The organism is Saccharospirillum sp. HFRX-2 (assembly GCF_043196805.1).
GTDB lineage: Bacteria > Pseudomonadota > Gammaproteobacteria > Pseudomonadales > Natronospirillaceae > Saccharospirillum.
This window is the reverse complement of the sequence record NZ_JBEBMU010000002.1, coordinates 323489-348910: the sequence shown is the minus strand read 5'-3', so window position 1 is coordinate 348910 and position 25422 is coordinate 323489. Positions and strand designations below refer to the sequence as shown.

Below are 25422 nucleotides of genomic sequence, written 5' to 3'. Positions count from 1 at the left end.
CGCATAACAACAACCTACAGAGGCCAACAATGACCACCACCCTGTCACCTCGACGGATTGAGTTACTCGACACCCTCTATGCCCGTTTAACGCCTCATTTTCCCAAAGACAAGCAGGCCGATCTGAAAATTCTGATCGACCATCTGTTCCAGCATGCCTCCATGCAGGATCTGGCCAGCTACGACACCACCGACCTGGCCGGCATGGTGGTGTCGCTGTGGCGAACCTTGCAGCAGCATGAAGGTGGTCAACAACGTGTCGATGTTTTCAATCCGAATGTTGAGGAAAACGAGTGGCAGTCACCGCATACCATCGTCACGGTATTGTATGAAGACGTGCCTTTTATCATCGATTCCGTGCGGCTGACGTTGAACCGTCTGGACGCCAATATCCACACCATCTTCCATGCCAGCCTGGGCGTTGCCCGGTCGAAAGACGGCCGCTTTGAAGGTTTCGACAAAGCACAGCCGCGCGAGCTGTTGTTGTGCATCGAAGTCGATCGAACGACGGTGGCGGCTGAGCGTGATGACATCGCCAAGGCGCTCAACTCAGTGGTGGAAGAGGTTAAGCGGGTGATTGCTGATTACCCGAATATTTTGCAGAAGACCGAAGACGCCATCGCCGACTTTCATCGTCAAAAATACCCGGTCGATCAAGACGAGTTGGATGAAGCCGAAGTATTTATGAAGTGGTTGGCGGACAATCATTTTACCTTCCTGGCTTACGACGAATACGAAATAGAAGAGGGTAAGGTCAAGCAGGTCGAAGGCAGTGCGCTGGGTCTGTTTCGTCAGAGCAACAAACGACGCGAAGAGTTTATCGATGAGATGACCGAGCAGCGTCGTCATCATGTGTTCGAGAAAGAACTGCTGATTTTCTCCAAGTCCGGACGCCGCTCCAATGTGCATCGGCCGGCGTATTCTGATTATGTATTGGTCAAACGTTTTAACGACAAGGGCGAGGTTGTCGGTGGTCGTCGCTTTCTCGGCCTTTATACCTCTACTGTCTATAACGGCTCACCCGATACCATTCCTGTGGTACGTCGGAAAATTGAGCAGGTTCTGGAACAAAGTGGTTTTGCCAAAGGCGGGCATAACTATAAAGAACTGGCGGCCATCCTGTTTACCTTCCCGCGCGATGAGTTGATTCAGGCGTCCATCGATACGTTGTTAAACATGACCTTGGATGTACTGGCCATTCAGGAGCGTAAACGCATTCGGTTGCTGTTACGTCGCGATATTTATGGCAAATTCCTGACCGCCATTGTTTATGTTCCGCGTGATATTTTTAACTCTCAATTGCGTCAGCAAATTCACGACATGCTGGCTGAACAATTTGATATTGAAGGTTCGGATTTTACCACCTTTTTCAGCGAATCTGTGCTGGCGCGAACGCGTTTGGTATTCAAGCTTACGCATCCCATTGAGGGTGAATTACCAACGGAAGCGTTGGAGAAACGTATCTTCCAGATTGCCCGTCGCTGGACCGATGAGTTGCAGCAGGTTTTGGTGGAGAACTTTGGCGAAGAGCAGGGTATTCAACTGCATCAGCGCTATCACCAAGCCTTCCCCGCCAGTTACCGAGAGCAGTACAGCCCAAGAGTGGCGGTCGCTGATATTCAGCGGATGGAGTCGCTGAACAAGAAAAATGCCGAACCTATTGCTCTGAGTTTTTATCGCGCCATGGAGCCCACCGGCAGTGAATTAAAACTGAAAATTTTCAAAAAAGGCGAAGCGCTGCTGTTGTCAGAGCTGATGCCGGTTTTGGAAAATCTGGGTTTGAAGGTTATCGATGAATATCCATACGAAATCAATTACGGCGATAACGAGTGCACCTGGATTTACGATTTTTCCTTGCTCTATGAACCTAATCCGCTGATTGATCCGGTTCAGTATCGCGAAGAATTTGCACGCGCTTTTCTCAATATCTGGAATGGCCGCGCCGAAAGCGATTCTTACAATCAATTGATCCTTCGCGCCAAATTGACCTGGCGCGAAGTGGCGATGTTGCGTGCCTACGCGCGCTATATGAAACAGATCCGTTTTGGTCTGTCGCAGGAATACATTGCCGATACGCTGATCAAGTACACCGACATTACTCAAAACCTGGTTGAACTGTTTTCGGCCCGTTTCAATCCAGACAAACAGGAGAATGTGCATAAGGATCTTGATAAGTGGCAGGAAGCCATTAATGGCCAGTTGGATGCCGTTAATAATATCAACGAGGACCGTATCTTCCGGCGCTATGTTGAACTGATCAAAGCCACCTTGCGCACTAACTTCTATCAGCCGGGTGCCGATGGTCGGCGTAAGGATTATTTCAGTTTCAAACTGAACCCGGCGAAGATCAGCAACATTCCGTTGCCCAAACCGATGTTTGAGATTTTCGTCTATTCGCCGCGCATTGAAGGTGTGCATCTGCGCGGCGGTAAGGTCGCGCGTGGTGGCTTGCGCTGGTCCGATCGCATTGAGGATTTCCGTACCGAAGTGCTCGGTCTGGTAAAAGCTCAGCAGGTTAAGAATGCGGTCATCGTACCGGTGGGGGCCAAGGGTGGTTTTGTTGCCAAGCAGTTGCCGGTCGATGGTGATCGCGAAGCCATTCAGGCGGAAGGTATTGCCAGTTACAAAACCTTTATTCGCGCATTGCTCGATATAACCGACAATCTCAGCGAAGGCGAATTAGTACCGCCACAGCACGTTGTACGCTACGACGAAGATGATCCCTATCTGGTTGTGGCTGCCGATAAAGGCACCGCGACCTTCTCGGACATCGCCAATGCCGAAGCCATCGATTACGGCTTCTGGCTCGGTGATGCGTTCGCTTCTGGCGGTTCCAACGGTTACGACCATAAGAAAATGGGCATTACCGCTCGTGGCGCCTGGGTCAGTGTGCAACGTCATTTCCGTGAGTTGGGTATCGATGTCCAGAAAGACCCGATCAGCGTGGTGGGTATCGGCGATATGGCCGGCGATGTGTTCGGCAATGGTTTGTTGCGTTCCGAATCGCTCAAGTTGGTTGGCGCCTTTAACCACTTGCACATTTTTGTTGATCCGGACCCGGATCCCGCCAAGAGTTTCGCCGAACGTCAGCGCCTGTTTGATTTGCCGCGCTCCAGTTGGGAAGACTACAACGCTGATTTGATATCCAAAGGCGGGGGTATTTTCAGTCGCAGCGCCAAATCGATTCCGGTCAGTAAGGAAATGAAAGCGTTGTTTGGCATCAGTAAGTCGAAAATCACGCCGAATGATCTGATCAGCGCCATGCTGACGGCGCCGGTGGATCTGCTGTGGAATGGTGGTATTGGCACCTACGTCAAAGCCAGCCACGAGAACCATGCCGACATTGGCGACAAGGCCAACGATGCGCTGCGCGTAGACGCCCGCGATCTGCAATGCAAGGTGATCGGCGAGGGTGGCAACCTGGGCTTTAGTCAGTTGGGCCGGGTGGAATTTAACCTGGGCGGTGGTCGCTGTTTTACCGACTTTATCGATAACGCCGGCGGCGTGGATTGCTCGGACCACGAAGTGAACATGAAAATCCTGCTCGACGACCTGGTCGCCAGTGGCGATCTGACCGTCAAGCAGCGCAACGATAATCTGTTCAAGCTGACCGAAGACGTGTCCAAGCTGGTGCTGCGTAATAACTATCGCCAAAGCCAGGCGCTGGGTATTGCCTACACCGAATCGTTCAAGCGCGTTGAGGAATATCGACGTCTGATCAATGCCTTGGTCAGTGCCGGTAAGTTGAATCGTGAACTGGAATTTTTGCCTTCCGATGAAGCGATCAGCGATCGCAAAGTGCAAGGCCAGGGTTTAACGCGGCCGGAATTGTCGGTGCTGATTTCCTACGTAAAAGGCGACTTAAAAGAGCAGTTGATCAAAGCCGATGTGGCTCAGGATGCCTACCTGGAAACGGCGGTTACCACCGTCTTCCCGGAAGCGATGCGCAAGAAGTTTGGCAAGGCCATGTACCAGCATCGGTTGCGCGGTGAGATTGTTGCCACTCAGGTCGCCAACGACATCTTCAATTACATGGGCATTTCCTATTTTAACCGGCTGCAGGAAAGCACTGGGGCGTCACCGCTGGAGGCGGCCAAAGCCTATGTTGCCGCGCGCGACATCTTTGGCATGCATAGCTTATGGGATGAACTGGAAGCGCTCGACCATCAAATCGACACCGAGTTGCAAAGCAGTCTGATGTTGAAAACGGCGCGCATGGTGCGTCGCGGCAGTCGTTGGTTGGTGAAAAATTATCGCACCGGCATCGATATTCAGGCGGTGCTCGATCTGTATCAGCAACCAATCCAGAGCATGAGCGAGCAGTTGGAAACCCTGTTGCCGGATGATCAAAAAGAAATCTGGTTGAGTGAATCGGCACAGTTGGTGGAGCAGGGTGTTCCGGAAGATCTGGCGCGTCGTGTCTGCGCCTCGGACATTCTCTATACCGCCTTGGGTGTGGTCGCTGTGGCACAAAGTCAGGAACGCGATCCGATGCAGGTAGCTCAGGGTTATTTCCGCGTCGGTGATGCGCTTGAATTGGACAGCTTTGCTGAGCAGGTCAACAGCCTCAGCGTTAATACCCATTGGCAGGCGATGGCGCGTGAGTCGTTCCGCGATGATCTGGAATGGCAACAGCGCCGCATCACCCAGGGTTTGTTCAGCCAGATTGGTAATGAATCGCTGGATGAGCTGGTCGATGACTGGCTGGAACGCAATCAGATTCTGGTTGAGCGCTGGCTGAAGATGATGAGCGAAATCCGCGCCGTCGGTGAACCGGAGTTCAGCATGTACAGCGTGGCCATCCGCGAACTGTTGGATCTGTCGCAGGCAACCATGCCGGAACTCTGAGCGGGTTCTCTGTGCAATGGTGCTTGCGCAGACAGTTGCTACGGGGATAATTGCCCCGAGCAACTGTCTGGGTTCTCGATGTTATGTCACAAACGCTGATCGTCGATCTTTATATCTCGGCTGATGATTACCTGCGTCACTATCAAGGTTCAGTGAAGAATGTTTCGTGCGAATCGCGTGACGGTCGTCGAGTCCGTTTTCCCTCTGGCATTCTGCAACGATTCGTCACCCGAAATGGCATCCAGGGCAGTTTCAGTCTGGAAGTCGACGACAATTTCAAACTGATCGGCATCCGCCGCATCGCCTAGTTTTCCCCAGCTGTTATAATGCCGGCCGTTTTCATCATGCCGGGAAAGCTGTTATGTACGACATCCTGCGTCCAGCCCTGTTCGCGCTCAGCCCTGAAACCAGCCATGACCTCAGTCTGGAGTCGTTGGGCGCTGCTCATCGCCTGGGATTAAGTCGCTTCTTTGGCAAGATGCCGGCCTGTGATCCGGTGTCGTTGTGGGGCCTGGAGTTTGCCAACCCGGTTGGCCTGGCCGCGGGACTTGATAAAAATGGCGATTATCTGGATGCGCTGGGCGCGCTCGGTTTTGGTTTTGTCGAAGTGGGCACGGTGACGCCGCGTCCGCAAAGCGGCAACGAAAAACCGCGATTGTTTCGACTGTCTGACAGCCAGGCGATCATCAATCGCATGGGCTTCAATAACAAAGGTGTCGATCATCTGGTTGAACGCGTTAAACGCAGTCGTTACGACGGCGTTGTCGGCATCAACATCGGTAAAAACAAAACCACAGCAGAAGACGATGCGCTCGAAGATTATCTCTACTGTCTGGACCGGGTTTATCCCTGGGCCGGTTATGTGGTCGTCAACCTGTCGTCACCCAATACACCCGGGCTGCGCAATTTGCAGTTCGGCGATGCGCTGAAAAAGCTGTTGGATGGTTTGCAGCAGCGCCAGCAGCAACTGGCCGCCCGGCATGGTTACAAACCCATCCTGATTAAGATTGCTCCGGATTTGAACGAAGCCGAAATCGAGGCTATCGCCACGGTGTTTAATGAATACGAAGTGGATGGCGTGGTCGCAACCAATACCACCATCAGCCGAGAGGCCGTCTCCGGTGAGCGTTTTGCTGACCAAGCCGGTGGGCTGTCCGGGCAACCGTTATTCCAGTCGTCGACCGCAACCTTACGCAGCTTCCGACGCTATTTGAAACCATCGATTCCGTTGATCGGGGTTGGTGGCATTTGCTACGGCGATGATGTCAAAGCCAAGCGAGAGGCAGGAGCCAGCCTGGTACAGCTATACAGTGGTTTTATTTACCGCGGGCCGAAGTTGATTCGTGAATGCATCGAAGCTTGGCAGGATGATTGAAATTGCAACGGCCAGCCACTAAAAAGCCGGCATTGCGCCGGCTGTTGTTGCTAACGCCTGGGTGTGGCGTCAGTGGTGGATCAAAACTTCATTGAGGCGATGTATACCGCGCACGCCGGTTAATCCATCCCATTGATCGCTGCGTCCTTCACGCCAACCGTTCATCCATTCCTGATGCAGTTCCGGTTTGCCACTGGGACATAAGGTTTTCGACCGACCTTCCAGTCCGGCCAGATAGCCTTTCTGGTAGGCTCGTTCACGGCGGTCACGCTTTTGTCGCTTCATAGATAGACCTCTCTTGCTGTCCATGGTGAAGTGAGGCCGGTCGGAACAACCGACCCCGGTGAGGCTGCCTTCATGAATGTTGTATCGAAAACTGTCCGGTCGTGTCGATGAACGATTCAGTCTAAAAACCGCCACACTTAGTGGCTACTGTAATAAAATAGTCATACCCATCCAGTGGGGGGCTGCAGCCAGGTCTCAAAGCCTGTTCGAGCTTTCTTAAAGCGTTATCGTCTTAGTTCTATCCTTTTTAATAGAGAATCCGTCTAAAAATGAGCATTACCGAACCCGCGACATTTTGGGTGACTTGCCCCCAGGGCTTTCATCGACTACTGAAGCCTGAGATCACTCAAATCACCGGCCAGCCTGCGCTGGACTGGTCGCGTGGTCTGGCATTCGAGGGTTCGCTGGCCGACGCCTATCGGCTCTGTTTATGGAGCCGCCTGGCCAACCGCGTCCATCTGGCGCTGGGACAAAGCGATAACGTCAGCCTGGATGGCTTGATGGCGCTGATCGACAGCGTCAACTGGGACCAGCACGTTCGCCCGGGCGGTACTCTGAGAGTGGATTTTCAAGGTCGAATGAGTGGCATTGATGATCCGCGTTATGGCGCGCAGAAAGTGAAAGATGTCATCGTCGACCAGATGCGTGATCGCCATGGTATTCGCCCCAGTGTTGAGCGTGACTCCCCCGATATCGTGGTCTTTGTTCAGGTCGGCCGTCAGCGCATCGACTTGGGATTGGATTTGTCGGGCGATTCCTTGCATCGCCGCGGTTACCGTCAGGCGACTGGTCCGGCACCGCTGAAGGAAAACCTGGCGGCGGCTGTTCTGATGGCTGCTGACTGGCCCAAGCGAGCGGCGGCTGGCGAAGCCTTTATCGATCCACTCTGTGGTTCCGGCACTCTGGTGGTGGAAGCGGCAATGATTGCCGCCGATATGGCGCCGGGATTGATGCGACGTCGTTTCGGTTTTGACGGTTGGCTAGGCCACGACCGCGGTTTGTGGAATGAACTGGTTACCGAAGCGCGCCAGCGTCGTCTCGACGGCGAAAGCCAGATGAGCCCGGTCTTGGGTTACGACGCCGATGGTGGTGTCGTCGCGCGGGCCAACGAGACGCTCGAGCGGTTGGGGTTGTCGCGTCAGGCGCGCTGTTATCACAAGCCGTTGAACGATTGGACCAAGCCGACACACTGGGCTTTACAGCCGGGCCTGGTGGCCTGTAACCCGCCATATGGTGAGCGTCTGGGCAACAAGCCACAGTTACTGGCTTTGTACCGGCGTCTGGGTGAATTGGCACAAACCGAACTGGCCGACTGGACGGTGGGTATCCTCACGTCCGATACCGTTCTGGCACGCGAGACCGGTTTGAAAGCCAGCGCCAAGGAGCGTTTCTTTAACGGTCGTCTGGAAACGCATCTCTATGTGTTCGCGCCGGATGAGCGCGAAGCCAGTAACCAAACGCCGGCGATGGTTGAGCAAGACAGCGCTTTGCGTAATCGCTTGATCAAAAATCTCAAGCAACGGCGCAAGGCATTGAAAGGCAAAGACATCGAAGCCTACCGACTGTACGACGCCGACTTACCCGAATTTGCGCTGGCTATCGACGTCTATGGCAACCAATACCACGTTCAGGAATATGCACCACCGCGCGAAATTCCCGAAGACAAAGCGCGTGCGCGTTTGCTGCATGCGTTAGCGGTGTTGGGTGAGGTGATGGATGCACCGCCGGAAAACATCGTTTTGAAACAACGTCAGCGCCAGAAAGGCCGAACCCAATACGAACGCCAGGATGAAAGCGGTGACTTTTTTATCGTGCGTGAGGAAGGCGTCTTTCTGGAAGTTAACCTGCGCGACTATCTGGATACGGGCTTGTTCCTGGATCATCGACCGACGCGTCATTGGATTCAGCAACAGGTCAAAGATAAACGCTTTTTGAATCTGTTCTGTTATACCGGCGCGGTGACCGCCCATGCTTACGTCGGCGGTGCAGCGAGTACCACCAGTGTCGATTTATCGCGCACCTATTTAAACTGGGCGCGGGAAAATCTGCGCTTGAATGGCGGCGAACCCAATGCTCAACATCGTTTTATTCAGGCCGATTGTTTGCAATGGCTCGATGAGTGTCGCGAACAGTTTGATGTGATTTTTCTCGACCCGCCGACGTTCAGTAACTCGGCGCGGATGAGCGATACGCTGGATGTTCAGCGTGATCAGGTGGCGTTGATTGATCGGGTTATGCGGGTGTTGTCACCACAAGGGCTGCTGATTTTTTCTAACAACTTCCGCAAATTTCGACTCGAACCAGAGCTGTCAGAACGCTATGCAGTGACTGAGAAAACGTCCGTTTCTGTGCCATTCGATTTCCAGCAAAAACGGCCCCATCAATGCTGGCATCTGCGTCATAAAACGCATTAATTTTTGATGTCGAGAGCCGCCAGAACCACGAACTTCGGGTGGCTCGATTTTACCTCTACCTGCCTAAAATACCTTTTCAGTCGCTGGTGGTAACCCAGGTGTCGATTGCCGACTAACCAAAATTCGCCGTCTTTGGCGAGTGAGAGAGCAGCGCTTTTGATCAGCTGCTCGGCAATGACATCGGTCAGGCTGGTGTCTTGATGAAAGGGCGGGTTACAGAGCACCAGCGGCACGCTTTTTAAATCTAAATCTGTTAAACCGTTATTGTGAATCAGTTCCAGGCGTTCGCTCAGCTTATTAGCCTCGGCACTGGCGCGAGCGGAGGCGATCGCTTGGGCGCTTTCGTCAATGCCGATGGCCATCGCTGACGGATGATCTCGTAAATAACTCAACGCCAAAATGCCATTACCGCAGCCCAGATCCAAAACTCGATCGGCATTGGGGAGTTGGGCGAAATGCTTCAGGAAAACGAGTGCACCCGGATCGGTTTTTTGCGCGCTGAAGCAACCGGGTTCGCTGATCAATTTCAGGCCGTCGTCCGTACGGCTGTGGTGTGCCTGAACCATCTCGGCTGATAGTGGTTCGCCCAGCTCAACACAGCGTGCTTTTTTCTCGGCACGGCCGGGGTTGACCTGATCAAACCAGCGACGCATGGTTTTTTGATGCCCTGCGCTGAGATGTTTTACCATCCCCAATGCGTAGACTTTTCCGTTTGCCGCCAGGCGCTTTGTCAGTTGCCCCAGCTGCCAGTCGAACAGAGCAACTGACTTGGGTATCTGAATGATGGCGCAGCTTATGTCGTCTGGTAGTTCGTCGCTCGAATGAATCAGCTTGGGCAGAGCACGCTGGTTTCGCGCGCAGTTGTGTTGCAAGGCTTGTCGTGCCATAGCGCTGTCGTTCCACCAGGCGCTGACGCGCTGATCCAGTGCCACGGCTAAACTGCCGAAGCTGTCGTTGATCAGCAGTATGTTGTCGTCATCTGGCGACAGTCGCGACAGCACTAACTCGTCGGCAGCGTTCCAGGCTTGAAGCTGCGTATCAGCCGGTACGCGCTGCAAGCTGAAGGCGGAGAAGTTTTGCGCTAGGGAAGGTGGTGTTGTCACAATTTATGAGGAGTGTCAGTCATGGCGGAATCACAATCGATTTGGGCGCAACAGGAGATTCGCTTGCAACCGCGTGCGCGTGGCTTTCATTTAATTACCGATGAAGTGCTGGCGGCGCTTCCTGAGTTAAAACAGGTGAGTGTCGGCTTGTTGCATCTGTTATTGCAGCATACTTCGGCGTCACTGACCATTAATGAAAACGCCGACCCCAGCGTGCGTAATGATTTTGAAACCGTCTTTAACAGTCTGGTTAGCGAAGACCGCCGCGATCTGATTCATACCTACGAAGGGGCTGATGATATGCCGGCGCATATCAAGTCTTCTTTATTAGGCGTTTCATTAACCCTGCCGGTTCGTGAGGGGCGTCTGGTGCTGGGAACCTGGCAGGGCATTTATCTGGGTGAGCATCGTAATGCAGGCGGTAGCCGTCGCCTGGTTGCCACGCTTCAAGGGCAGAGCGACTAATAGATCAGAGCGGCTAGGCCCGGCTCAGCACTAAGCCTGCTTCCATATGATCGGTGTAGGGAAATTGGTCGAACAGAGCGGCGGCTTCGATGCGATAGTCGCCTCCCAGTTCTGCCACGTTTTGCGCCAGGGTTTCCGGGTTGCAGGAAATATAGATAATGCGCTCAAAACGTTTGGCAAGGGCGATGGTATCGGCGTCCAGACCGGCGCGCGGAGGATCGACTAAGAGCGTGTGGAAATCGTAGTCGTCGATTTGCCATTCGCGCAGTCGGCGTGACTGTGTCTGGCCAAGCCAGGCTGCGGAGAAGTCCTCGCTCGACATTCTGGCAATGCGCAGGTTGTCGACGCCGTTAGCGGCGATATTGTGCTGTGCACTGTTGACCGACACCCGGGAAATTTCCGTTCCCAAGGCTCGCCGGAAGTTTTCTGCCAGCGGCAGGCTGAAGTTGCCGTTGCCACAATAGAGTTCCAGCAAGTCGCCTTCGCTGCTCTGGCTGTGTGTTTTGGCCCAGCTCACCATCTGCTCACACACGCCCGCATTGGGTTGGGTGAAGCTGTTTTCGTATTGTCGGAAGTGATAGTCGCGACCGAGAATGTTCAGCGTCTCATTAACGTAATCTCGCTCCAACACCAGTCGCTGTTTACGCGCTCGGCCGATAACGGCGGCCTGCCATTGGTCCTGCCAATAACGGGCGCGCTCTTCCCATTCGCTGTCGAGTTTGCGGTGATAGAGCAGGGTGATCAGTGCATCGCCGGTCTGAGTGGTGAGAAATTCCACCTGAAACAGTTTGTGGCGTAGCTGCGGATCGCTTAGGACTGCGTCACGAACCTGCGGCATCAGCTCGTTAATTCGCTGGCTGGCGACGGGGAATTCGTCAACCCGCAGTGGTGTCTTGGGGTCGGCCGGGTCGAACATGGCGTACCAGGCGTCATCGCCGTCGTGCCAGAAACGAAATTCCGCGCGCATCCGGTAGTGGCTTGGCTGGGACGCGAATACATCCAGCGCCGGAAGTGGGCGATCAGCGAGTAAGGCTTTCAGTCGATCCACCTTGGTGTCGAGCTGTTCTTGATAGTGATCGGGATCGAACGGAAAGGGCATGAAAGGTCCTCAAGCTGGCGCGGCAGGCCATTCTATTCAGAGTGGGCCGGAGCTCTAATTTATACCGTTATCTTTTGTGGCGGTTCTGGTGGTCATAAGGCTAGGCGTCATTATAATGCGGCCCTCAACGATTCAGGCGCTTTAGTTATGACCACCACCCTTAGCGCGGCCGACTGTCAGGCCATGCTCGAAGACATCCCCGATTTTCTGGGTAACGCTACACCGCAAGCCTGGATTGATGACGCTCTGACGCAGCTTCCGACGCTGTTGATTGACCACGCCCAGTGCGAAAAGAAAGCAGCTTCCACGGCGATGTCGATGATGTACAAGTATGTCGATCGGCGTGATTTGTTGTCGAAGATGAGCAAGCTGGCGCGCGAAGAACTGGTTCACTTCGATCAGGTGCTCAAGCTGATGGATAAGCGCGGCGTTGAGTACACCCATTTATCCGCTGGCCGATATGCAGGCGCCTTGCACGAGATGGTGCGCAAGCCAGAACCGCAGCGCTTGGTTGATCGACTGATCCTGGGTGCTTTTGTTGAAGCCCGTTCCTGCGAGCGCTTTGCGGCCCTGGTGCCTTATCTGGATGAGGAGTTGGGACGGTTTTACGCCTCACTGCTTAAAAGCGAAGCGCGTCATTATCGTCACTATTTAGAGTTGGCGCGTTTGTATGCAGAGGAAGATATTCAACCGAGAATCGAGGCGTTCCGGGAGCTAGAGGCCGAACTGATCGCAACGCCAGATACCGTCTTCCGTTTCCACAGCGGTGTTCCGGCTTAAGCGTTTGTCTGGCTTGTTGCTTCCTTTATAGACAGCCCGGGTCCGTCCTCGATGTTAAAGCGGTGCAACTGCTGCTGGTTAACATCAAAGGACAAATACCAGCCGTGATGATGCCAGTCGCCTAATACCAGGCGCGGCTTGGCCATTCCATTTTCCAGTTTGTGCTGATGCCAGTCGGCTTTATGGGTATGACCATGGACCAGGCCGTCGACCTGTGAATCCGCTAACCAGTTTTGCACCGCTGATTCCGTCACATCCACATAACGCACAATGTTCATGCGGTTACGTTGCTGGCTGTTACCGCGCAGATAATCTGCCAGCTTAATGCGCCAGGGCAGTGGCATGCGACGTAAGGTGCCCAAAACCCAGGGGTGACGGATGACTTTGCGATAGCGCTGATAACCTTTGTCGTCGGTGCACAACTCATCGCCATGACTAAGCAGCCAGCGAAGGCCGCCGAGTTCAACCAGGGTCGGGTCCGGTAATAAGGTCGCGCCGCAGCGCTGGGTATAGTCTTCGCCCATGGCAAAGTCGCGATTACCGACCATCAGGTGGACGTTCATGGTTTGAGACAAAGCTCGCAGCCGCTCAGCGATGTCGAGATGGAAGGGCGTTGCTGCATCGTCGCCGACCCAGTACTCAAAGAAGTCACCGAGAATAAACAGCGCCTGGGTTTGACCAGGCAGCTGTTCCAGCAATTGAAAAAACGCCCGGGTTATGGCCGGGCGACTTTCCAATAAATGCAGATCGGAAATGATGATGGCCCGATCGTAGTGCAGCATCATCAATCCAGCAGTTTGGCTTTTTCGATGACGATGTCATCAGCGGGAACATCGCTGTGGCCGGCGGCAAAGGTGGTAGGAACGCCCTTGATGCGATTCACCACGTCCATACCGTCAACGACCTTACCGAAGACAGCGTAACCCCAGCCTTCGGGTGTTTCGGCGCTGTGGTTCAGGAAGTTGTTGTCAGCCACATTGATAAAGAACTGGGCGCTGGCGGAATGCGGGTCCATGGTGCGAGCCATGGCGACAGTGCCGATGTCGTTCTTCAGACCATTGTTGGCTTCGTTCTTGATCGGCTCGCCAGTCGGACGCTGTTTCATGCCCGGCTCAAAACCGCCGCCCTGAACCATGAAGTTGTTGATTACGCGATGGAAGATTACGCCATCGTAATGGCCTTCCTTAACGTAGTTAGCAAAGTTCTCGCTGGTCTTGGGTGCTTTTTCTGTGTCCAGCTCCAGGGTGATGTCGCCCAGAGTAGTGGTCAGCAATACTTTCACGGGATTACCTTTCTTCAGTGTAATAAGACAAATCAGTGCGTCAGGTTCAAATGCAACCGTTTCGCAGCGATCAGGGTGTTTTCCATTAAGGTGGCAACGGTCATGGGGCCGACGCCACCGGGAACCGGAGTGATCCAGGCGGCGCGTTCAGCGGCCGCAGCGAATTGCAGGTCACCCGACAGCTTGCCGTCTTCGAGTCGGCTGATGCCGACATCAATAGCTATGGCGCCTTCACGAATCCATTCGCCTGGAATAAAGCCGGGTTTGCCGACGGCGGCGACCAGGATGTCGGCGCGGCGCACGTGGCTTTCCAGGTTTTCAGTGAAGCGGTGGGCGGAGGTGACGGTACAGCCAGCCAGCAGCAGCTCGAGCATCATCGGCCGTCCGACGTGGTTGGAGGCGCCGATGACCACGGCTTCTTTGCCGCGCAGCGGAACGCCGGTTTCGCGCAATAAAGTCATAATGCCCTTGGGCGTACAGCTTTCCAGCATGGGGCGACGCTGCATCAGTCGACCGGCGTTAAAAGGATGGAAGCCATCGACATCTTTATCCGGACGGATGCGTTCCACGATGGTGTCGGCATTAATATGTTCCGGCAGCGGCAGTTGCACCAAAATGCCATCGATTGAGGCGTCTTCGTTGAGATCGTCAATCAGGGCGATTAATTCGCTTTCGCGCGTTGAACTGGGCAGGTCATGGCTGACGGACTTGAAGCCAACCTCTTCACAGGCGCGACGCTTGCTGCCGACATAGACTTGGGAGGCTGGATCAGCGCCGACTAAAATGACCGCCAGGCCGGGTGGGCGAATACCTTGTTCGGTCAGATCCGAGACTTCTGCGGCGATGCGAGCGCGAAGATTGGCGGCAACGGCTTTGCCGTCCAGTAGCTGAGCTGGCATTCAGGGCTCCAAAGAGGGTTTGGCGAATTTTCTCATGGCGCTGATGGCCGGGCAAGCTAACTTGAGGGTAGGGAAGCGCTATCGTCTTGTTTTTGCTGAATTTTTCATAGAAAAGATTTGACGACCCCGGTGGGCATGGGTACTATGCGCCGCACGTTGACGGGACGTCTTGTTCGGAGCATAGCGCAGTTTGGTAGCGCATCTGGTTTGGGACCAGAGGGTCGGGGGTTCGAATCCCTCTGCTCCGACCAATTTTAGTGGTTTCGTCCTGGTGAGCGAGGCAACCGAATCCGGGCTCGGGTCGGTTTATTAAGCGTCCGTAGCTCAACCGGATAGAGCACTCGCCTTCTAAGCGAGTGGTTGCGGGTTCAAGTCCTGCCGGGCGTACCAGTTTCGTGACAACGTATTGTGGTGGGCGTAGCTCAGTTGGTAGAGCCCTGGATTGTGATTCCAGTCGTCGTGGGTTCGAGTCCCATCGTCCACCCCACCTTCTTCTTAAAAGAGCCGCTTGTCGGCTCTTTTTGTATGTGTTCGGGGTGCGTCAACCGGGGTGCTCCACCGCGCCGGGCTTGATTCGGGTCCGGTCTGTCCCTACATTAACGGCCCCCTAAATTATTAGCGTTAAAAGCAAGAGGAAACCTCATGCAAGTCTCTGTCGAAGCGACTGGCGGCCTGGAACGCCGTGTGACTGTTGGCGTACCAGCCAGCGAAGTCGATGGTGCCGTGGATCAAAAGCTTAAGGAAACCGCGCGTCGCGTTCGTATCGACGGTTTCCGCCCTGGTAAGGTACCGGTCTCTGTTGTTAAGCAGCGTTTTGGCGACGGTATCCGCGCTGAAGTGCTGCAGGACGTTGTACAGCAGAATTACGCCAAAGCCATTACCGAAGAAAAGTTGACCCCGGCGGGTATGCCGAGCATCGAATTTACTCGCGACAAAGCGGGCGAAGATGTTGAGTTCGTGGCGACCTTCGAGGTGTTTCCTGAAGTCAAGCTGGCTGAAATCAGCGGCTATAGCTTTGATAAGCCCAGCGCTGAAGTGACTGACGCCGACATCGATAAGATGATCGATAACCTGCGCCAGCAAAAGGCTGAATATAAGCCGGTTGAGCGAGCGGCTCAGAAAGGTGATCAGGTTAAGATTGATTTCGTCGGCAAGGTCGATGGCGAAGTCTTTGATGGTGGCAGCGCTACCGATCAGACTCTGGTGCTGGGCTCAGGTCAGATGATCCCGGGCTTTGAGGATGGTATCGAAGGCATCAAGATTGGCGAAACCAAGCCCGTTAAAGTGACCTTCCCGGAAGAGTACGGCAATACCGAACTGGCGGGTAAGCCTGCGGTGTTCGACATCACTGTCAATGAAGTCGCAGAGCCGGAGCTGCCGGAATTGGATGAAGCGTTCTTCCAGGCATTCGGTAGTCAGCATACCGACGTAGACGGTTTCAGGACTGAAGTGCGTGCCAATATGGAACGCGAAGCGCGTAATGCGTTGCAGTCCAAGTTGAAGACGACGGTTATCGACAAGCTGCTTGAAGATAACGACTTGGATGTTCCAGCCGCGCTGGTCGACGATGAGATCGGTCGTTTGCAGCAGCAGGCTGTTCAGCAGTTCGGTGGTGGTGCGCAAATGGATCCGTCCAGCCTGCCGAAAGAACTGTTCCAGGATCAGGCTGAGCGTCGCGTGAAAATCGGTCTGTTGATGAATGAACTGATCGAAAGCGCAGAGCTTAAGCCGGAAGAAGCTGAAGTGCGTGCTTATGTTGAAGATCAAGCCGCTGTTTATCAGGATCCGCAGCAGGTCATCGACTATTACTACAGCAATGCGGAATTGATGAACCAAGTCCGCGCTATGGTTGTTGAAAACGCCGCAATCGACTATATCCTCAGTAAATCCAAGGTGAACGAGTCCACCATCGGATATGAGGATGCCGTCAAGTCAAATGGTGCGGAGCAAGGCTGACCGATCCGGTCGGGGTTGAACCGCTCGAATTAGACCGCAATGAAAGTTGGCGCTTCCCAGAGGTGCCAACTTTTTTGTTATTTAGGAGTCGCTTGAATGTCACACTTTGCTGCGGACGGGTCTGCGCCCGATATCATGAACGCCAGCGGTCTTGTCCCTATGGTTGTGGAGCAATCCTCACGCGGAGAGCGGGCCTATGACATCTATTCCCGTCTGCTGAAGGAAAATGTCATCTTTTTGGTTGGCCCGGTCGAAGACCACATGGCTAATCTGATTATCGCTCAGTTGCTGTTCTTGGAGAGCGAAAACCCGGACAAGGATATCAATCTCTACATCAACTCCCCGGGTGGTTCGGTAACCGCGGGCATGGCCATCTACGACACCATGCAGTTCATCAAGCCTGACGTATCCACCATGTGTATTGGTCAGGCCGCCAGCATGGGTGCGTTGCTGCTGGCCGGCGGTGCTAAAGGCAAGCGTCTGGCACTGCCTAACTCGCGCGTCATGATTCACCAGCCGTTGGGTGGTTATCAGGGCCAGGCGTCGGACATCGAAATTCATGCCCGTGAAATCATCGAGATGAAGCAGAAGTTGAACGAGATTCTGGCACATCACACCGGTCAGCCTTTGGACGTGATTGAGCGTGATACCGATCGGGACAACTTTATGAAAGCCGATGATGCCGTCGAGTATGGCCTGATTGACCAGGTATTGAGCTCGCGCAGCACCGACTGAGAACGGTGTTCGGGTTTAAAAATAACGGTAAATCAACAGGTTACGTCAGGTCGCGTAGGGCGTAAATCTGCCGACAAAAAACTTGCAATTGGCCCGATGTGGTTTCATCTTTAAATGAGCGACATGGGTATCAGGTATGGAGTAGTTGAATGGCCGACGATAGAACCGGAAAAGGCGAAGACGGAAAGCTGCTGTATTGTTCCTTTTGCGGGAAAAGCCAGCACGAAGTCCGCAAGCTGATTGCCGGGCCATCGGTATTCATTTGCGATGAGTGCGTCGATCTGTGCAATGACATCATCCGGGAAGAGCTGCAAGACAGCGGCCCCAAAGATGAAAGCAGTCGTTTGCCAACACCGGCGGAAATTCGTGAGACGCTGGATGAATACGTGATTGGGCAGTCGCGTGCCAAGATGGTGCTGTCAGTGGCCGTCTATAACCACTACAAGCGACTGCAGTATGGTGACAGCAATGACGATGTTGAGTTAAGCAAATCCAACATCTTGCTGATCGGACCGACCGGTAGCGGTAAAACCCTGCTGGCGGAAACGCTGGCGCGTATGCTGAATGTGCCATTCACCATCGCTGACGCCACCACCTTGACTGAAGCCGGTTATGTCGGTGAAGACGTTGAGAACATTATTCAGAAGCTGCTGCAGAAGTGTGATTACGACGTCGATAAGGCACAGCGCGGTATTGTTTACATCGATGAAATTGACAAGATTTCACGCAAGTCAGACAACCCGTCTATAACGCGTGATGTTTCCGGTGAGGGTGTGCAGCAGGCGCTGTTGAAACTGATCGAAGGTACGGTTGCCTCGGTTCCGCCGCAAGGTGGCCGTAAGCATCCCCAGCAGGAATTCCTGCAGGTTGATACCGGCAATATTCTGTTCATCTGCGGTGGCGCTTTTGCCGGCCTGGATAAGATCATTCGTGATCGTTCCGAGAAAGGCGGTATCGGTTTTAATGCGGCGGTTAAAAGTAAAGACAAAGGCCGCAAATTGGGCGATACCATTGCTGAAGTCGAACCGGAAGATCTGGTTAAGTATGGACTGATTCCTGAGTTCATTGGTCGTCTGCCGGTGGTCGCGACATTGACTGAACTGGATGAAGATGCATTGATCCAGATTCTGACCGAGCCTAAGAACTCACTGGTACGTCAGTATCAGAAGTTGTTTGATATGGAATCGGTTGAACTCGACTTCCGCATGAGCGCACTGAAGGCCGTTGCCAATAAGGCAATGGAGCGTAAGACGGGAGCGCGTGGTTTGCGTTCCATTCTGGAGAACGTCTTGTTGGATACCATGTATCGCATACCTTCAGAGCCTGGTGTGACCAAAGTAGTTATTGAAGAAAGTGTCATTCGAGGCGAATCTGAACCTTTGTTGATCTACGAAAATCAGGACAATCAAAAGACGGCCAGTGGCCAGTCCGATTGAGCCTTCGGCAATAACGGGCCCGGCGGCCCGTTTTTCTTTTCCGGTGCTTGATTTAGTCAGCCCGCGCCGCCATTAACACAGCCAATAATCCAACGGTTTCCGAGGTTTCATGAGTATGGAGCGTTCCGACTCCCCAAACGGCGACCCCATCGTACTGCCGCTGCTGCCGCTGCGGGATGTGGTTGTCTATCCGCACATGGTGATCCCGCTTTTTGTCGGGCGGGAAAAATCCATAGCGGCCCTGCAAGCAGCCATGGACGATGGCAAAAAAATCTTATTGGTTGCCCAGCGTAATGCGTCTGATGACGACCCGAATAAAAGCGATCTTTATGAAGTAGGGACGCTGGCCACAGTATTGCAGTTGCTGCGCTTGCCCGATGGTACCGTGAAAGTGCTGGTGGAAGGAGTTGATCGCGTTGCTATCGATGAATTGATCGATGGTGAAGATTATCTGCGTGGTCACGCGTCCATGATGGACGGCGCTGTCCTGAGCGAACGTGAAAGCGAATCCTTGATTCGGATTTTAATGTCGCAGTTCGACAAGTACGTTCAGCTCAGTAAAAAAGTACCGTCGGAAGTTATTACCTCGCTCAACAGCATTGAAGAGCCCGGACGTTTAGCCGACACCATTGCTGCACACCTGTCGTTGAAAATCGATGAAAAACAACAGGTGCTGGAACTGGCCGGAGATCGTGAGCGGATTGAACATCTGCTGTCTGTATTGGAGACAGAAATCGATCTGCTCCAGGTGGAAAAGCGCATCCGCGGTCGTGTTAAAAAGCAGATGGAAAAATCCCAGCGCGAGTACTATCTGAATGAGCAAATGAAGGCCATTCAGAAAGAGCTGGGTGATCTGGATGAGGCTAACCCGAACGAAGTCGAAGAGCTGGAAAACCGCATTGATAATGCGGGCATGCCTAAAGATGCCAAAGAAAAAGCCAAGGCGGAATTGAGTAAGCTGAAGATGATGTCGCCGATGTCGGCCGAAGCTTCAGTGGTGCGTAATTATTTGGACTGGATGGTTAATGTTCCCTGGTCCAAGCGTTCGCGCGTCCGTCACGACTTGAATCGAGCCAAGGAAGTACTGGAAGAAGATCACTACGGCCTTGAAGAAGTCAAAGAGCGTATTCTTGAATACTTGGCGGTACAACAGCGGGTCAAAAAAGTTAAAGGGCCAGTGTTGTGTCTGGTTGGGCCTCCGGGTGTTGGTAAAACGTCACTGGGTCAATCCATTGCTCGTGCGACAAATCGTAAGTTTGTTCGTATGGCTTTGGGCGGTGTTCGTGATGAGTCTGAGATGCGTGGCCATCGCCGGACTTACATTGGTTCCATGCCTGGTAAAATTATCCAGAAGCTGAGCAAGGTTGCGGTGCGCAATCCCCTGTTTTTGCTGGATGAAATCGACAAGATGGGTATGGACCATCGCGGTGATCCAGCCTCTGCCTTGTTGGAAATTCTCGATCCGGAGCAGAACCATACTTTTAACGATCATTATCTGGAGGTTGATTACGACCTGTCGGATACGATGTTCGTTTGTACTGCCAATTCGATGAACATTCCTGGTCCGTTGCTCGACCGTATGGAAGTGATTCGTTTGCCGGGTTACACCGAAGACGAAAAGATCAACATTGCCGAACGTTATTTGCTGCCTAAGCAATTAAAAGCCAATGGCTTGAAAGAAAACGAGTTGGTGTTGCCAACCGAGACGATTCGCGACCTGATCCGTTACTATTCCCGCGAGGCCGGTGTCCGTAGTCTTGAACGAGAGATCGCCAAGATCTGTCGCAAGGTGGTCAAGAATAACGTTATGGATAAGGCTGCTGAATCGACCACCATCGGTCCCGACGAGTTGGAAGACTACTCCGGTGTTCGCAAGTTCAAGTTTGGCCTGGCCGATAAGGATAACCAGATTGGTATGGTTACCGGTCTGGCCTGGACGTCGGTGGGCGGTGAGCTGCTGAACCTTGAAGCGACAGCTGTGCCAGGTAAGGGACGTACTGTTCAAACCGGGTCTTTAGGCGATGTGATGAAAGAATCCATCCAGGCTGCTTTGACCGTGGTAAGATCTCGCGCTCAGAGTCTGGGTATCATGCCAACCTTTAGCGAGAACCGGGATTTACATATCCATGTTCCTGAAGGCGCCACTCCTAAAGATGGCCCTTCAGCGGGTATTGGTATGGCGACCGCTTTGGTATCGGTATTGACTCGAATTCCTGTGCGTGCCGATGTGGCCATGACCGGTGAAATCACGCTCCGGGGTCAGGTGTTACCCATTGGCGGCTTGAAAGAGAAACTGTTGGCGGCGCGCCGTGGTGGGATCAAGACGGTTATAATCCCCCAGGAAAATGTGCGTGATTTAAAGGAAATTCCCGACAATATTAAGAACGATCTCGACATTCGGCCGGTTGAATGGATTGATGAAGTGTTGAATGTGGCGTTGGAGCGCAGTCCGACTGCCTTGACTGATGAGGAAGTCGAAGCCGAAATGGCTAAGGCTCGCTCTGAGAGGCAGGCCACATCTAGCCTCAGCACCCATTAGAACTGCTTGACAGTCGAAAAATGAGGCTGGTATAAAGTGTTTTCGACTCGTCTCGAAGCACAGGCTGAATAATAAACAAAACAGGTGCGGAAACCTCATTATCCGGGACCGCGGTCGTCTATTGTACTCTGGCCATTTACCAAGGACGTGAGATCCGCATCTCACAACGAAGTTAAAAGGGGAAAAGTGTGAATAAGTCTGAATTGATTGATGCTGTAGCAGCAGCAGCTGACATTCCTAAAGCGGCAGCTGGTCGGGCATTGGATGCTATGATCGACTCCGTTACCGACACTCTGAAGAAGGGTGACCAAGTGGTTCTGGTTGGTTTTGGTACTTTTGGTGTTAAAGAGCGCGCTGCGCGCACTGGCCGTAACCCGCAAACGGGTCAGCCGATTGAAATCAAAGCGGCCAAGGTTCCGAATTTCAAAGCCGGCAAGGCACTGAAAGACGCCGTCAACTGATTGAAGTGATTCGGGGCCAAAGTTCTGGTCCCGGTTCAGTATCACCAACAGCGTATCAGGCCTGATGCGCTTTTTTTTTATCTGCACAATCTCCTGAACAAGGGGTAGGACGCTCAATGCTCCAGTCTTTTAGAAACGCAGCCCGGGGACCCGTTGGCAAAACCATCGTCGCTCTCATCGTGGTTGCCTTTGTGTTTTTCGGCGCCGAATCGATTGTCGGCATTACCAATAATGCGGATCCGGTGGAAGTGAATGGACAAGGAATCAGTGCCAATCAGGTGCAGCGCCAGATTCGACTGCGCCAGGAACAACTGATACAGCAGTTGGGTGAAAATGCGACGCCCGAAATATTAAATGCTGGTTTCGTTCGTCAGTCCGTCGTTAACGACATTATCAATCAAGAATTACAACGGCAGGCGGCGGATGAACTTGGATTCCGTGTTTCCAGCGAACAAGTCAGTCGCGATATTTTGTCAGTGCCGTCATTTCAGATAAATGGTCAGTTTGACGAGACCACTTATCGCCGGTTAATTGCGCAGAATGGTTTTACACCGAACACCTTCCGCGAACAGCAAACTACGCAACTGCGTATGACCCAGATGCAAGCGGGATTGGTGTCATCGGCGTTCGCTCTCGACAGCGAAGTCAATCGTCTGGCCCAGTTGCAAAATCAACAACGTCTGGTCGCGGTTAAGAGTTTCAGCGCCCAGGATTACACCGCTGATGTCAGCGTTAGCGAAGGTGACATTCAGTCATATTACGACGCTAACAGCGACGAATTCCTCAGTCCTGAGCGCGTTAAAGTTCGTTATGTGCGTTTGAGTCAAGCTGCGTTTGAAGATGATGTCGTGGTTACTGATGCCGACCTGCAAGACGCTTATGACAGTTATGTAACGGCCCAGGAAAATGATACCCGCCGTGAGATCGGTCATATTCTCTTTGCTGGCGGTGATGACAATCTGGCCGATGCTGAAGCGGCACTGGCGCGCCTGGATCAGGGCGAATCGTTTGAATCTTTGGCGGCTGAACTGTCTGATGATCCTATCAGCGCTCAGGATGGTGGCTATTTGGGCGAGTTGGCGGAAGGCGTTTATGAAGAGGCCTTCTATCAGGCTGCACAGAACCTGACTGAGGTCGGACAGGTCTCGGCACCCGTCGAGACTGACTTTGGTGTTCACTTGATTCAATTGGCGGACTACAGCGCCGCTGAAGTTGAACCTCTGGACCAGGTCCGTGATGAACTAACCCAACAGATTCGTCAGCGCAAAGCAGCGGATGAGTTTGTGTTGGTCGAGAACCAGTTGGCCGATGAGGCCTTCCAGGCCGATGATATTGCTGCGGTAGCGGACGTTTTCGATGTTGACGTTCAGACCAGCGATTGGATCAACCGTAGCTCCCAGAGTGGCATTGCCGCTGAAGCTCGCTTTAGATCCGCTGCGTTTACGCCACTGGTGATTGATGATGGTCGCATCAGCGATGTCGTTCGGTTGAGTAACGGCGATCTGGCCGTTATGCAGCGTGAAGACTACGCAGCTGAGCAGGTTCAGCCTTTGGCTGAGGTCTCTGAGCAGATTGAATCCATTTTGATTAACGAAAAAGCTCAGCAAAGGGCAGAAGAAGTTGCTGCTGCCGAGTTGGCTGATCTGCGTTCTGAAGGTGCTCTGGGTGATGACTGGCCACAACCTCAATTGGTGGGTCGCGAAAACACCGATCTGCCGAGTGGCGCTGCTGCCTTTAGCTTCACACTGCCTAAGCCTGAAGCAGGTGACTTGACGGCGCAGATGCGTGAAACTCAGAACCGCATTGATGTAATTGCTGTCCTGGGTGTCGAAGAGCCACAGGTCGACATGAATCAGCAAGCGCAATTGGAAGGTGAACTGGCCAGCGAAAATGGTCAGTTGGACTACCAAAGCTTCTTCAACGGTTTACGTGTTAGCGCCGATGTGGAACTTCGTGGTATCGCCAGCCAGCGCTGATCGATAAAGTTGCAATGAAAAGCCGCGTCAGCGGCTTTTTTTATGGGTTCTGATAAACTGCGGGCAGTTCAACAGGAGGTCGCTTAGATGGCCCAACAGACCGACCGGTTACAACAGTTGCTCAGTGAAAATGCCTTGGATGAAGAGGCATTTGCTTATTGTCTGGGCATCGAGCCTGACCAGGCAGCCGCCATCTGTAATGGCCGCAGAAAACTGACCGCAACCTTGGCGCGCCAGATTGAGCAGACATTCAGCAAACCCGCCTATTGGTTGGAGACGGATGCTGCCGAGCAAGGCCCCAGTTATGACCTCTTCGGTGCCGATTCATGACGACGGCCGCTCAGCAGAAACTGGCTGATATACGCCTGGTGGCCTTTGATGTCGACGGTGTGCTGACCGATGGCCGGCTGTATTACGGTGCTGAGGGCGAGGTGCTGAAGGTGTTCCACGTTCGCGACGGCGTCGGTATGAAGCTGCTGGCGGACCACAATGTCGCTGTGGCGGTTATTTCAGCCAAAGACAGCCCCATGCTTACCCGTCGAATGAGTGATCTGGGCGTTCAACACTATTTCCCCGGTACATCCGACAAGCAACAGTGTGTGCTGGAGCTGTGCCAAAGGCTGGCCATTCCTGAACAGCAGGCGGCTTTCGTCGGGGACGATATGGTGGATTTGAAGGCGATGGCAGTGTGCGGTCTGGGGATAGCGCCGGCTGATGCTTATCCGGTGGTGCGCGACCAGGCCGATATGGTACTCACTAGCCGAGGAGGCGAAGGGGTGGCCCGAGAGGTCGCCGATCTGATCCTGACCGCTCAGGATCAATACCAACAAGCATACTCTGTTGCCGCCACCCCGGTATTCGAGCGCAAGCGTTAGCCGGTTACCAACTCAGGGAAGCTCTTAACAACTTCATCAATGGCCTTCATTTGCTCCAGGAACGGTTTCAGCTTGTTCAGTGGTAAGGCGCTGGGGCCGTCGCACTTGGCGTTATCCGGATCGGGATGCGTTTCCAGGAACAGACCCGCAATGCGCTGTGCCATGCCGGCGCGGGCCAGGTCGGTTACCTGAGCGCGTCGGCCATCGGCTGAATCGAGGCGGCCGCCGGGTTTTTGCAAGGCATGAGTAACGTCGAAAATGACCGGGAAGCCGGTTTGTTTCATGATGCCGAAGCCGAGCATATCGACGACCAGGTTGTTGTACCCAAAGCTGGTACCGCGTTCGCACAGAATCAGCTTGTCATTACCCGCTTCCTGGAATTTGTTCAAAATATGAGCCATTTCATGAGGCGCCAGGAACTGGGCTTTTTTGATATTGATGACCGCGCCGGTTTTAGCCATGGCAGCCACTAAATCCGTTTGCCGAGACAAAAACGCCGGTAGTTGGATGACATCGGCAACCTCAGCAGCCGGAGCCGCTTGGAAGGGTTCATGAACATCGGTGATTACCGGCACCTTGAACGTCTGCTTGATCTCCTCCAGAATCTTCAGCCCTTCATCCAGACCCGGACCGCGATAGCTGCCAATGGAGCTGCGGTTGGCCTTATCGAAACTGGCCTTGAAGACATAAGGAATGCCCAGTTGGCCGGTGGCTTCAACAAAGCGCTCAGCCACGGTCATGGCAAGATCCCGACTTTCCAGGACGTTCATGCCACCGAAGAGGGTAAAGGGTTGGTCGTTACCGACCTGGATGTTCTGTATTGAAACCTGACGTTGTTGCATGATGGCCTTCCTTCAAATTAGGGGGCGATTGTAGCCGTCTACCCCGAGAAGCT

Annotated in this window: 21 protein-coding genes and 3 tRNA genes; 17 read left to right on the top strand and 7 right to left on the bottom strand. The window is 53.5% G+C overall.

The window, feature by feature from the left end; genetic code table 11:
• The first annotated feature begins 29 nt into the window (after positions 1 to 29).
• The 3 genes from ABMA60_RS08230 to ABMA60_RS08220 all read left to right on the top strand — a co-directional run bounded on the left by ABMA60_RS08230 (position 30) and on the right by ABMA60_RS08220 (position 6222).
• The gene (locus ABMA60_RS08230) at positions 30 to 4847 is read left to right on the top strand and encodes an NAD-glutamate dehydrogenase (RefSeq protein ID WP_392801355.1); all 4818 of its coding nucleotides are present in this window, start codon (positions 30 to 32) and stop codon (positions 4845 to 4847) included.
• Between the two features lie 83 nt (positions 4848 to 4930).
• On the top strand, positions 4931 to 5155 hold the full coding sequence (locus ABMA60_RS08225; RefSeq protein WP_392801352.1) for a DUF2835 domain-containing protein: 225 nt from the start codon (positions 4931 to 4933) through the stop codon (positions 5153 to 5155).
• A 53-nt stretch (positions 5156 to 5208) separates the two neighbouring features.
• Entirely contained in the window at positions 5209 to 6222 is a 1014-nt protein-coding gene (locus tag ABMA60_RS08220; RefSeq protein ID WP_392801349.1) for a quinone-dependent dihydroorotate dehydrogenase, read from the top strand.
• A 69-nt stretch (positions 6223 to 6291) separates the two neighbouring features.
• Here ABMA60_RS08220 and rmf read toward each other — a convergent pair whose 3' ends face one another.
• Entirely contained in the window at positions 6292 to 6507 is a 216-nt protein-coding gene (gene rmf, locus ABMA60_RS08215; protein ID WP_392801347.1) for a ribosome modulation factor, read from the bottom strand.
• A gap of 269 nt (positions 6508 to 6776) precedes the next feature.
• Here rmf and rlmKL point away from each other — a divergent pair, with 269 nt between their 5' ends.
• A complete protein-coding gene (gene rlmKL / locus ABMA60_RS08210; RefSeq protein ID WP_392801344.1) occupies positions 6777 to 8921 on the top strand; it encodes a bifunctional 23S rRNA (guanine(2069)-N(7))-methyltransferase RlmK/23S rRNA (guanine(2445)-N(2))-methyltransferase RlmL in 2145 nt (714 codons plus the stop codon).
• On the opposite strand, the gene ABMA60_RS08205 is transcribed toward rlmKL, so the two are convergent.
• Positions 8918 to 10024 (bottom strand): class I SAM-dependent methyltransferase, encoded by a 1107-nt coding sequence (locus tag ABMA60_RS08205; protein ID WP_392801342.1) that lies wholly within the window; start codon positions 10022 to 10024, stop codon positions 8918 to 8920. The two genes, rlmKL and ABMA60_RS08205, sit on opposite strands and share 4 nt — an antisense overlap.
• A 39-nt stretch (positions 10025 to 10063) precedes the next feature.
• On the opposite strand from ABMA60_RS08205, the gene ABMA60_RS08200 reads away from it, so the two are divergent.
• The gene (locus tag ABMA60_RS08200) at positions 10064 to 10489 is read left to right on the top strand and encodes a secondary thiamine-phosphate synthase enzyme YjbQ (protein ID WP_392801392.1); all 426 of its coding nucleotides are present in this window, start codon (positions 10064 to 10066) and stop codon (positions 10487 to 10489) included.
• A 13-nt stretch (positions 10490 to 10502) separates the two neighbouring features.
• Here ABMA60_RS08200 and trmA read toward each other — a convergent pair whose 3' ends face one another.
• Positions 10503 to 11588, bottom strand: coding sequence for a tRNA (uridine(54)-C5)-methyltransferase TrmA (gene trmA, locus ABMA60_RS08195; RefSeq protein WP_392801340.1), 1086 nt, complete (start codon positions 11586 to 11588; stop codon positions 10503 to 10505).
• Positions 11589 to 11735: 147 nt separating this feature from the next.
• Here trmA and ABMA60_RS08190 point away from each other — a divergent pair, with 147 nt between their 5' ends.
• Complete coding sequence (locus ABMA60_RS08190; RefSeq protein ID WP_392801338.1) at positions 11736 to 12368, top strand: tRNA-(ms[2]io[6]A)-hydroxylase; 633 nt, start codon at positions 11736 to 11738, stop codon at positions 12366 to 12368.
• Here the strand turns inward: ABMA60_RS08190 and ABMA60_RS08185 are convergent.
• From ABMA60_RS08185 to folD, 3 genes are read right to left on the bottom strand one after another with little or no spacing between them, the layout of a single operon-like run.
• Entirely contained in the window at positions 12365 to 13150 is a 786-nt protein-coding gene (locus ABMA60_RS08185) for a UDP-2,3-diacylglucosamine diphosphatase (protein WP_392801335.1), read from the bottom strand. The genes ABMA60_RS08190 and ABMA60_RS08185 overlap by 4 nt on opposite strands.
• Positions 13151 to 13152: 2 nt before the next feature.
• Positions 13153 to 13650: a peptidylprolyl isomerase gene (locus tag ABMA60_RS08180; protein WP_392801332.1), complete on the bottom strand. Its 498-nt coding sequence runs from the start codon at positions 13648 to 13650 to the stop codon at positions 13153 to 13155.
• A 32-nt stretch (positions 13651 to 13682) separates the two neighbouring features.
• A complete protein-coding gene (gene folD / locus ABMA60_RS08175) occupies positions 13683 to 14549 on the bottom strand; it encodes a bifunctional methylenetetrahydrofolate dehydrogenase/methenyltetrahydrofolate cyclohydrolase FolD (RefSeq protein ID WP_392801329.1) in 867 nt (288 codons plus the stop codon).
• A gap of 174 nt (positions 14550 to 14723) precedes the next feature.
• On the opposite strand from folD, the gene ABMA60_RS08170 reads away from it, so the two are divergent.
• From ABMA60_RS08170 to ABMA60_RS08120, 11 genes are all read left to right on the top strand, one after another.
• Positions 14724 to 14800 (top strand) — tRNA-Pro (locus tag ABMA60_RS08170).
• Positions 14801 to 14862: 62 nt separating this feature from the next.
• Positions 14863 to 14939: transfer RNA gene (locus ABMA60_RS08165), tRNA-Arg, on the top strand.
• A 21-nt stretch (positions 14940 to 14960) separates the two neighbouring features.
• A tRNA-His gene (locus tag ABMA60_RS08160) sits at positions 14961 to 15036 on the top strand.
• A gap of 155 nt (positions 15037 to 15191) precedes the next feature.
• On the top strand, positions 15192 to 16505 hold the full coding sequence (tig, locus tag ABMA60_RS08155) for a trigger factor (protein ID WP_392801326.1): 1314 nt from the start codon (positions 15192 to 15194) through the stop codon (positions 16503 to 16505).
• 96 nt (positions 16506 to 16601) lie between these two features.
• Positions 16602 to 17240 (top strand): ATP-dependent Clp endopeptidase proteolytic subunit ClpP, encoded by a 639-nt coding sequence (gene clpP / locus ABMA60_RS08150; protein ID WP_108165334.1) that lies wholly within the window; start codon positions 16602 to 16604, stop codon positions 17238 to 17240.
• Positions 17241 to 17389: 149 nt separating this feature from the next.
• Positions 17390 to 18676, top strand: coding sequence for an ATP-dependent Clp protease ATP-binding subunit ClpX (clpX, locus tag ABMA60_RS08145; RefSeq protein ID WP_392801323.1), 1287 nt, complete (start codon positions 17390 to 17392; stop codon positions 18674 to 18676).
• Positions 18677 to 18791: 115 nt separating this feature from the next.
• The gene (lon, locus tag ABMA60_RS08140) at positions 18792 to 21215 is read left to right on the top strand and encodes an endopeptidase La (protein WP_392801389.1); all 2424 of its coding nucleotides are present in this window, start codon (positions 18792 to 18794) and stop codon (positions 21213 to 21215) included.
• 188 nt (positions 21216 to 21403) lie between these two features.
• Positions 21404 to 21676: an HU family DNA-binding protein gene (locus tag ABMA60_RS08135; protein WP_108127673.1), complete on the top strand. Its 273-nt coding sequence runs from the start codon at positions 21404 to 21406 to the stop codon at positions 21674 to 21676.
• A gap of 116 nt (positions 21677 to 21792) precedes the next feature.
• On the top strand, positions 21793 to 23652 hold the full coding sequence (locus ABMA60_RS08130; RefSeq protein ID WP_392801320.1) for a SurA N-terminal domain-containing protein: 1860 nt from the start codon (positions 21793 to 21795) through the stop codon (positions 23650 to 23652).
• Positions 23653 to 23739: 87 nt separating this feature from the next.
• Positions 23740 to 23982, top strand: a complete 243-nt coding sequence (locus ABMA60_RS08125; RefSeq protein ID WP_392801317.1) for a hypothetical protein — start codon at positions 23740 to 23742, stop codon at positions 23980 to 23982.
• The gene (locus ABMA60_RS08120; RefSeq protein WP_392801315.1) at positions 23979 to 24527 is read left to right on the top strand and encodes a KdsC family phosphatase; all 549 of its coding nucleotides are present in this window, start codon (positions 23979 to 23981) and stop codon (positions 24525 to 24527) included. The genes ABMA60_RS08125 and ABMA60_RS08120 overlap by 4 nt, the downstream gene beginning before the upstream one ends.
• Here the strand turns inward: ABMA60_RS08120 and kdsA are convergent.
• The gene (gene kdsA, locus ABMA60_RS08115) at positions 24524 to 25369 is read right to left on the bottom strand and encodes a 3-deoxy-8-phosphooctulonate synthase (RefSeq protein ID WP_392801312.1); all 846 of its coding nucleotides are present in this window, start codon (positions 25367 to 25369) and stop codon (positions 24524 to 24526) included. The two genes, ABMA60_RS08120 and kdsA, sit on opposite strands and share 4 nt — an antisense overlap.
• Positions 25370 to 25422 lie beyond the last annotated feature (53 nt).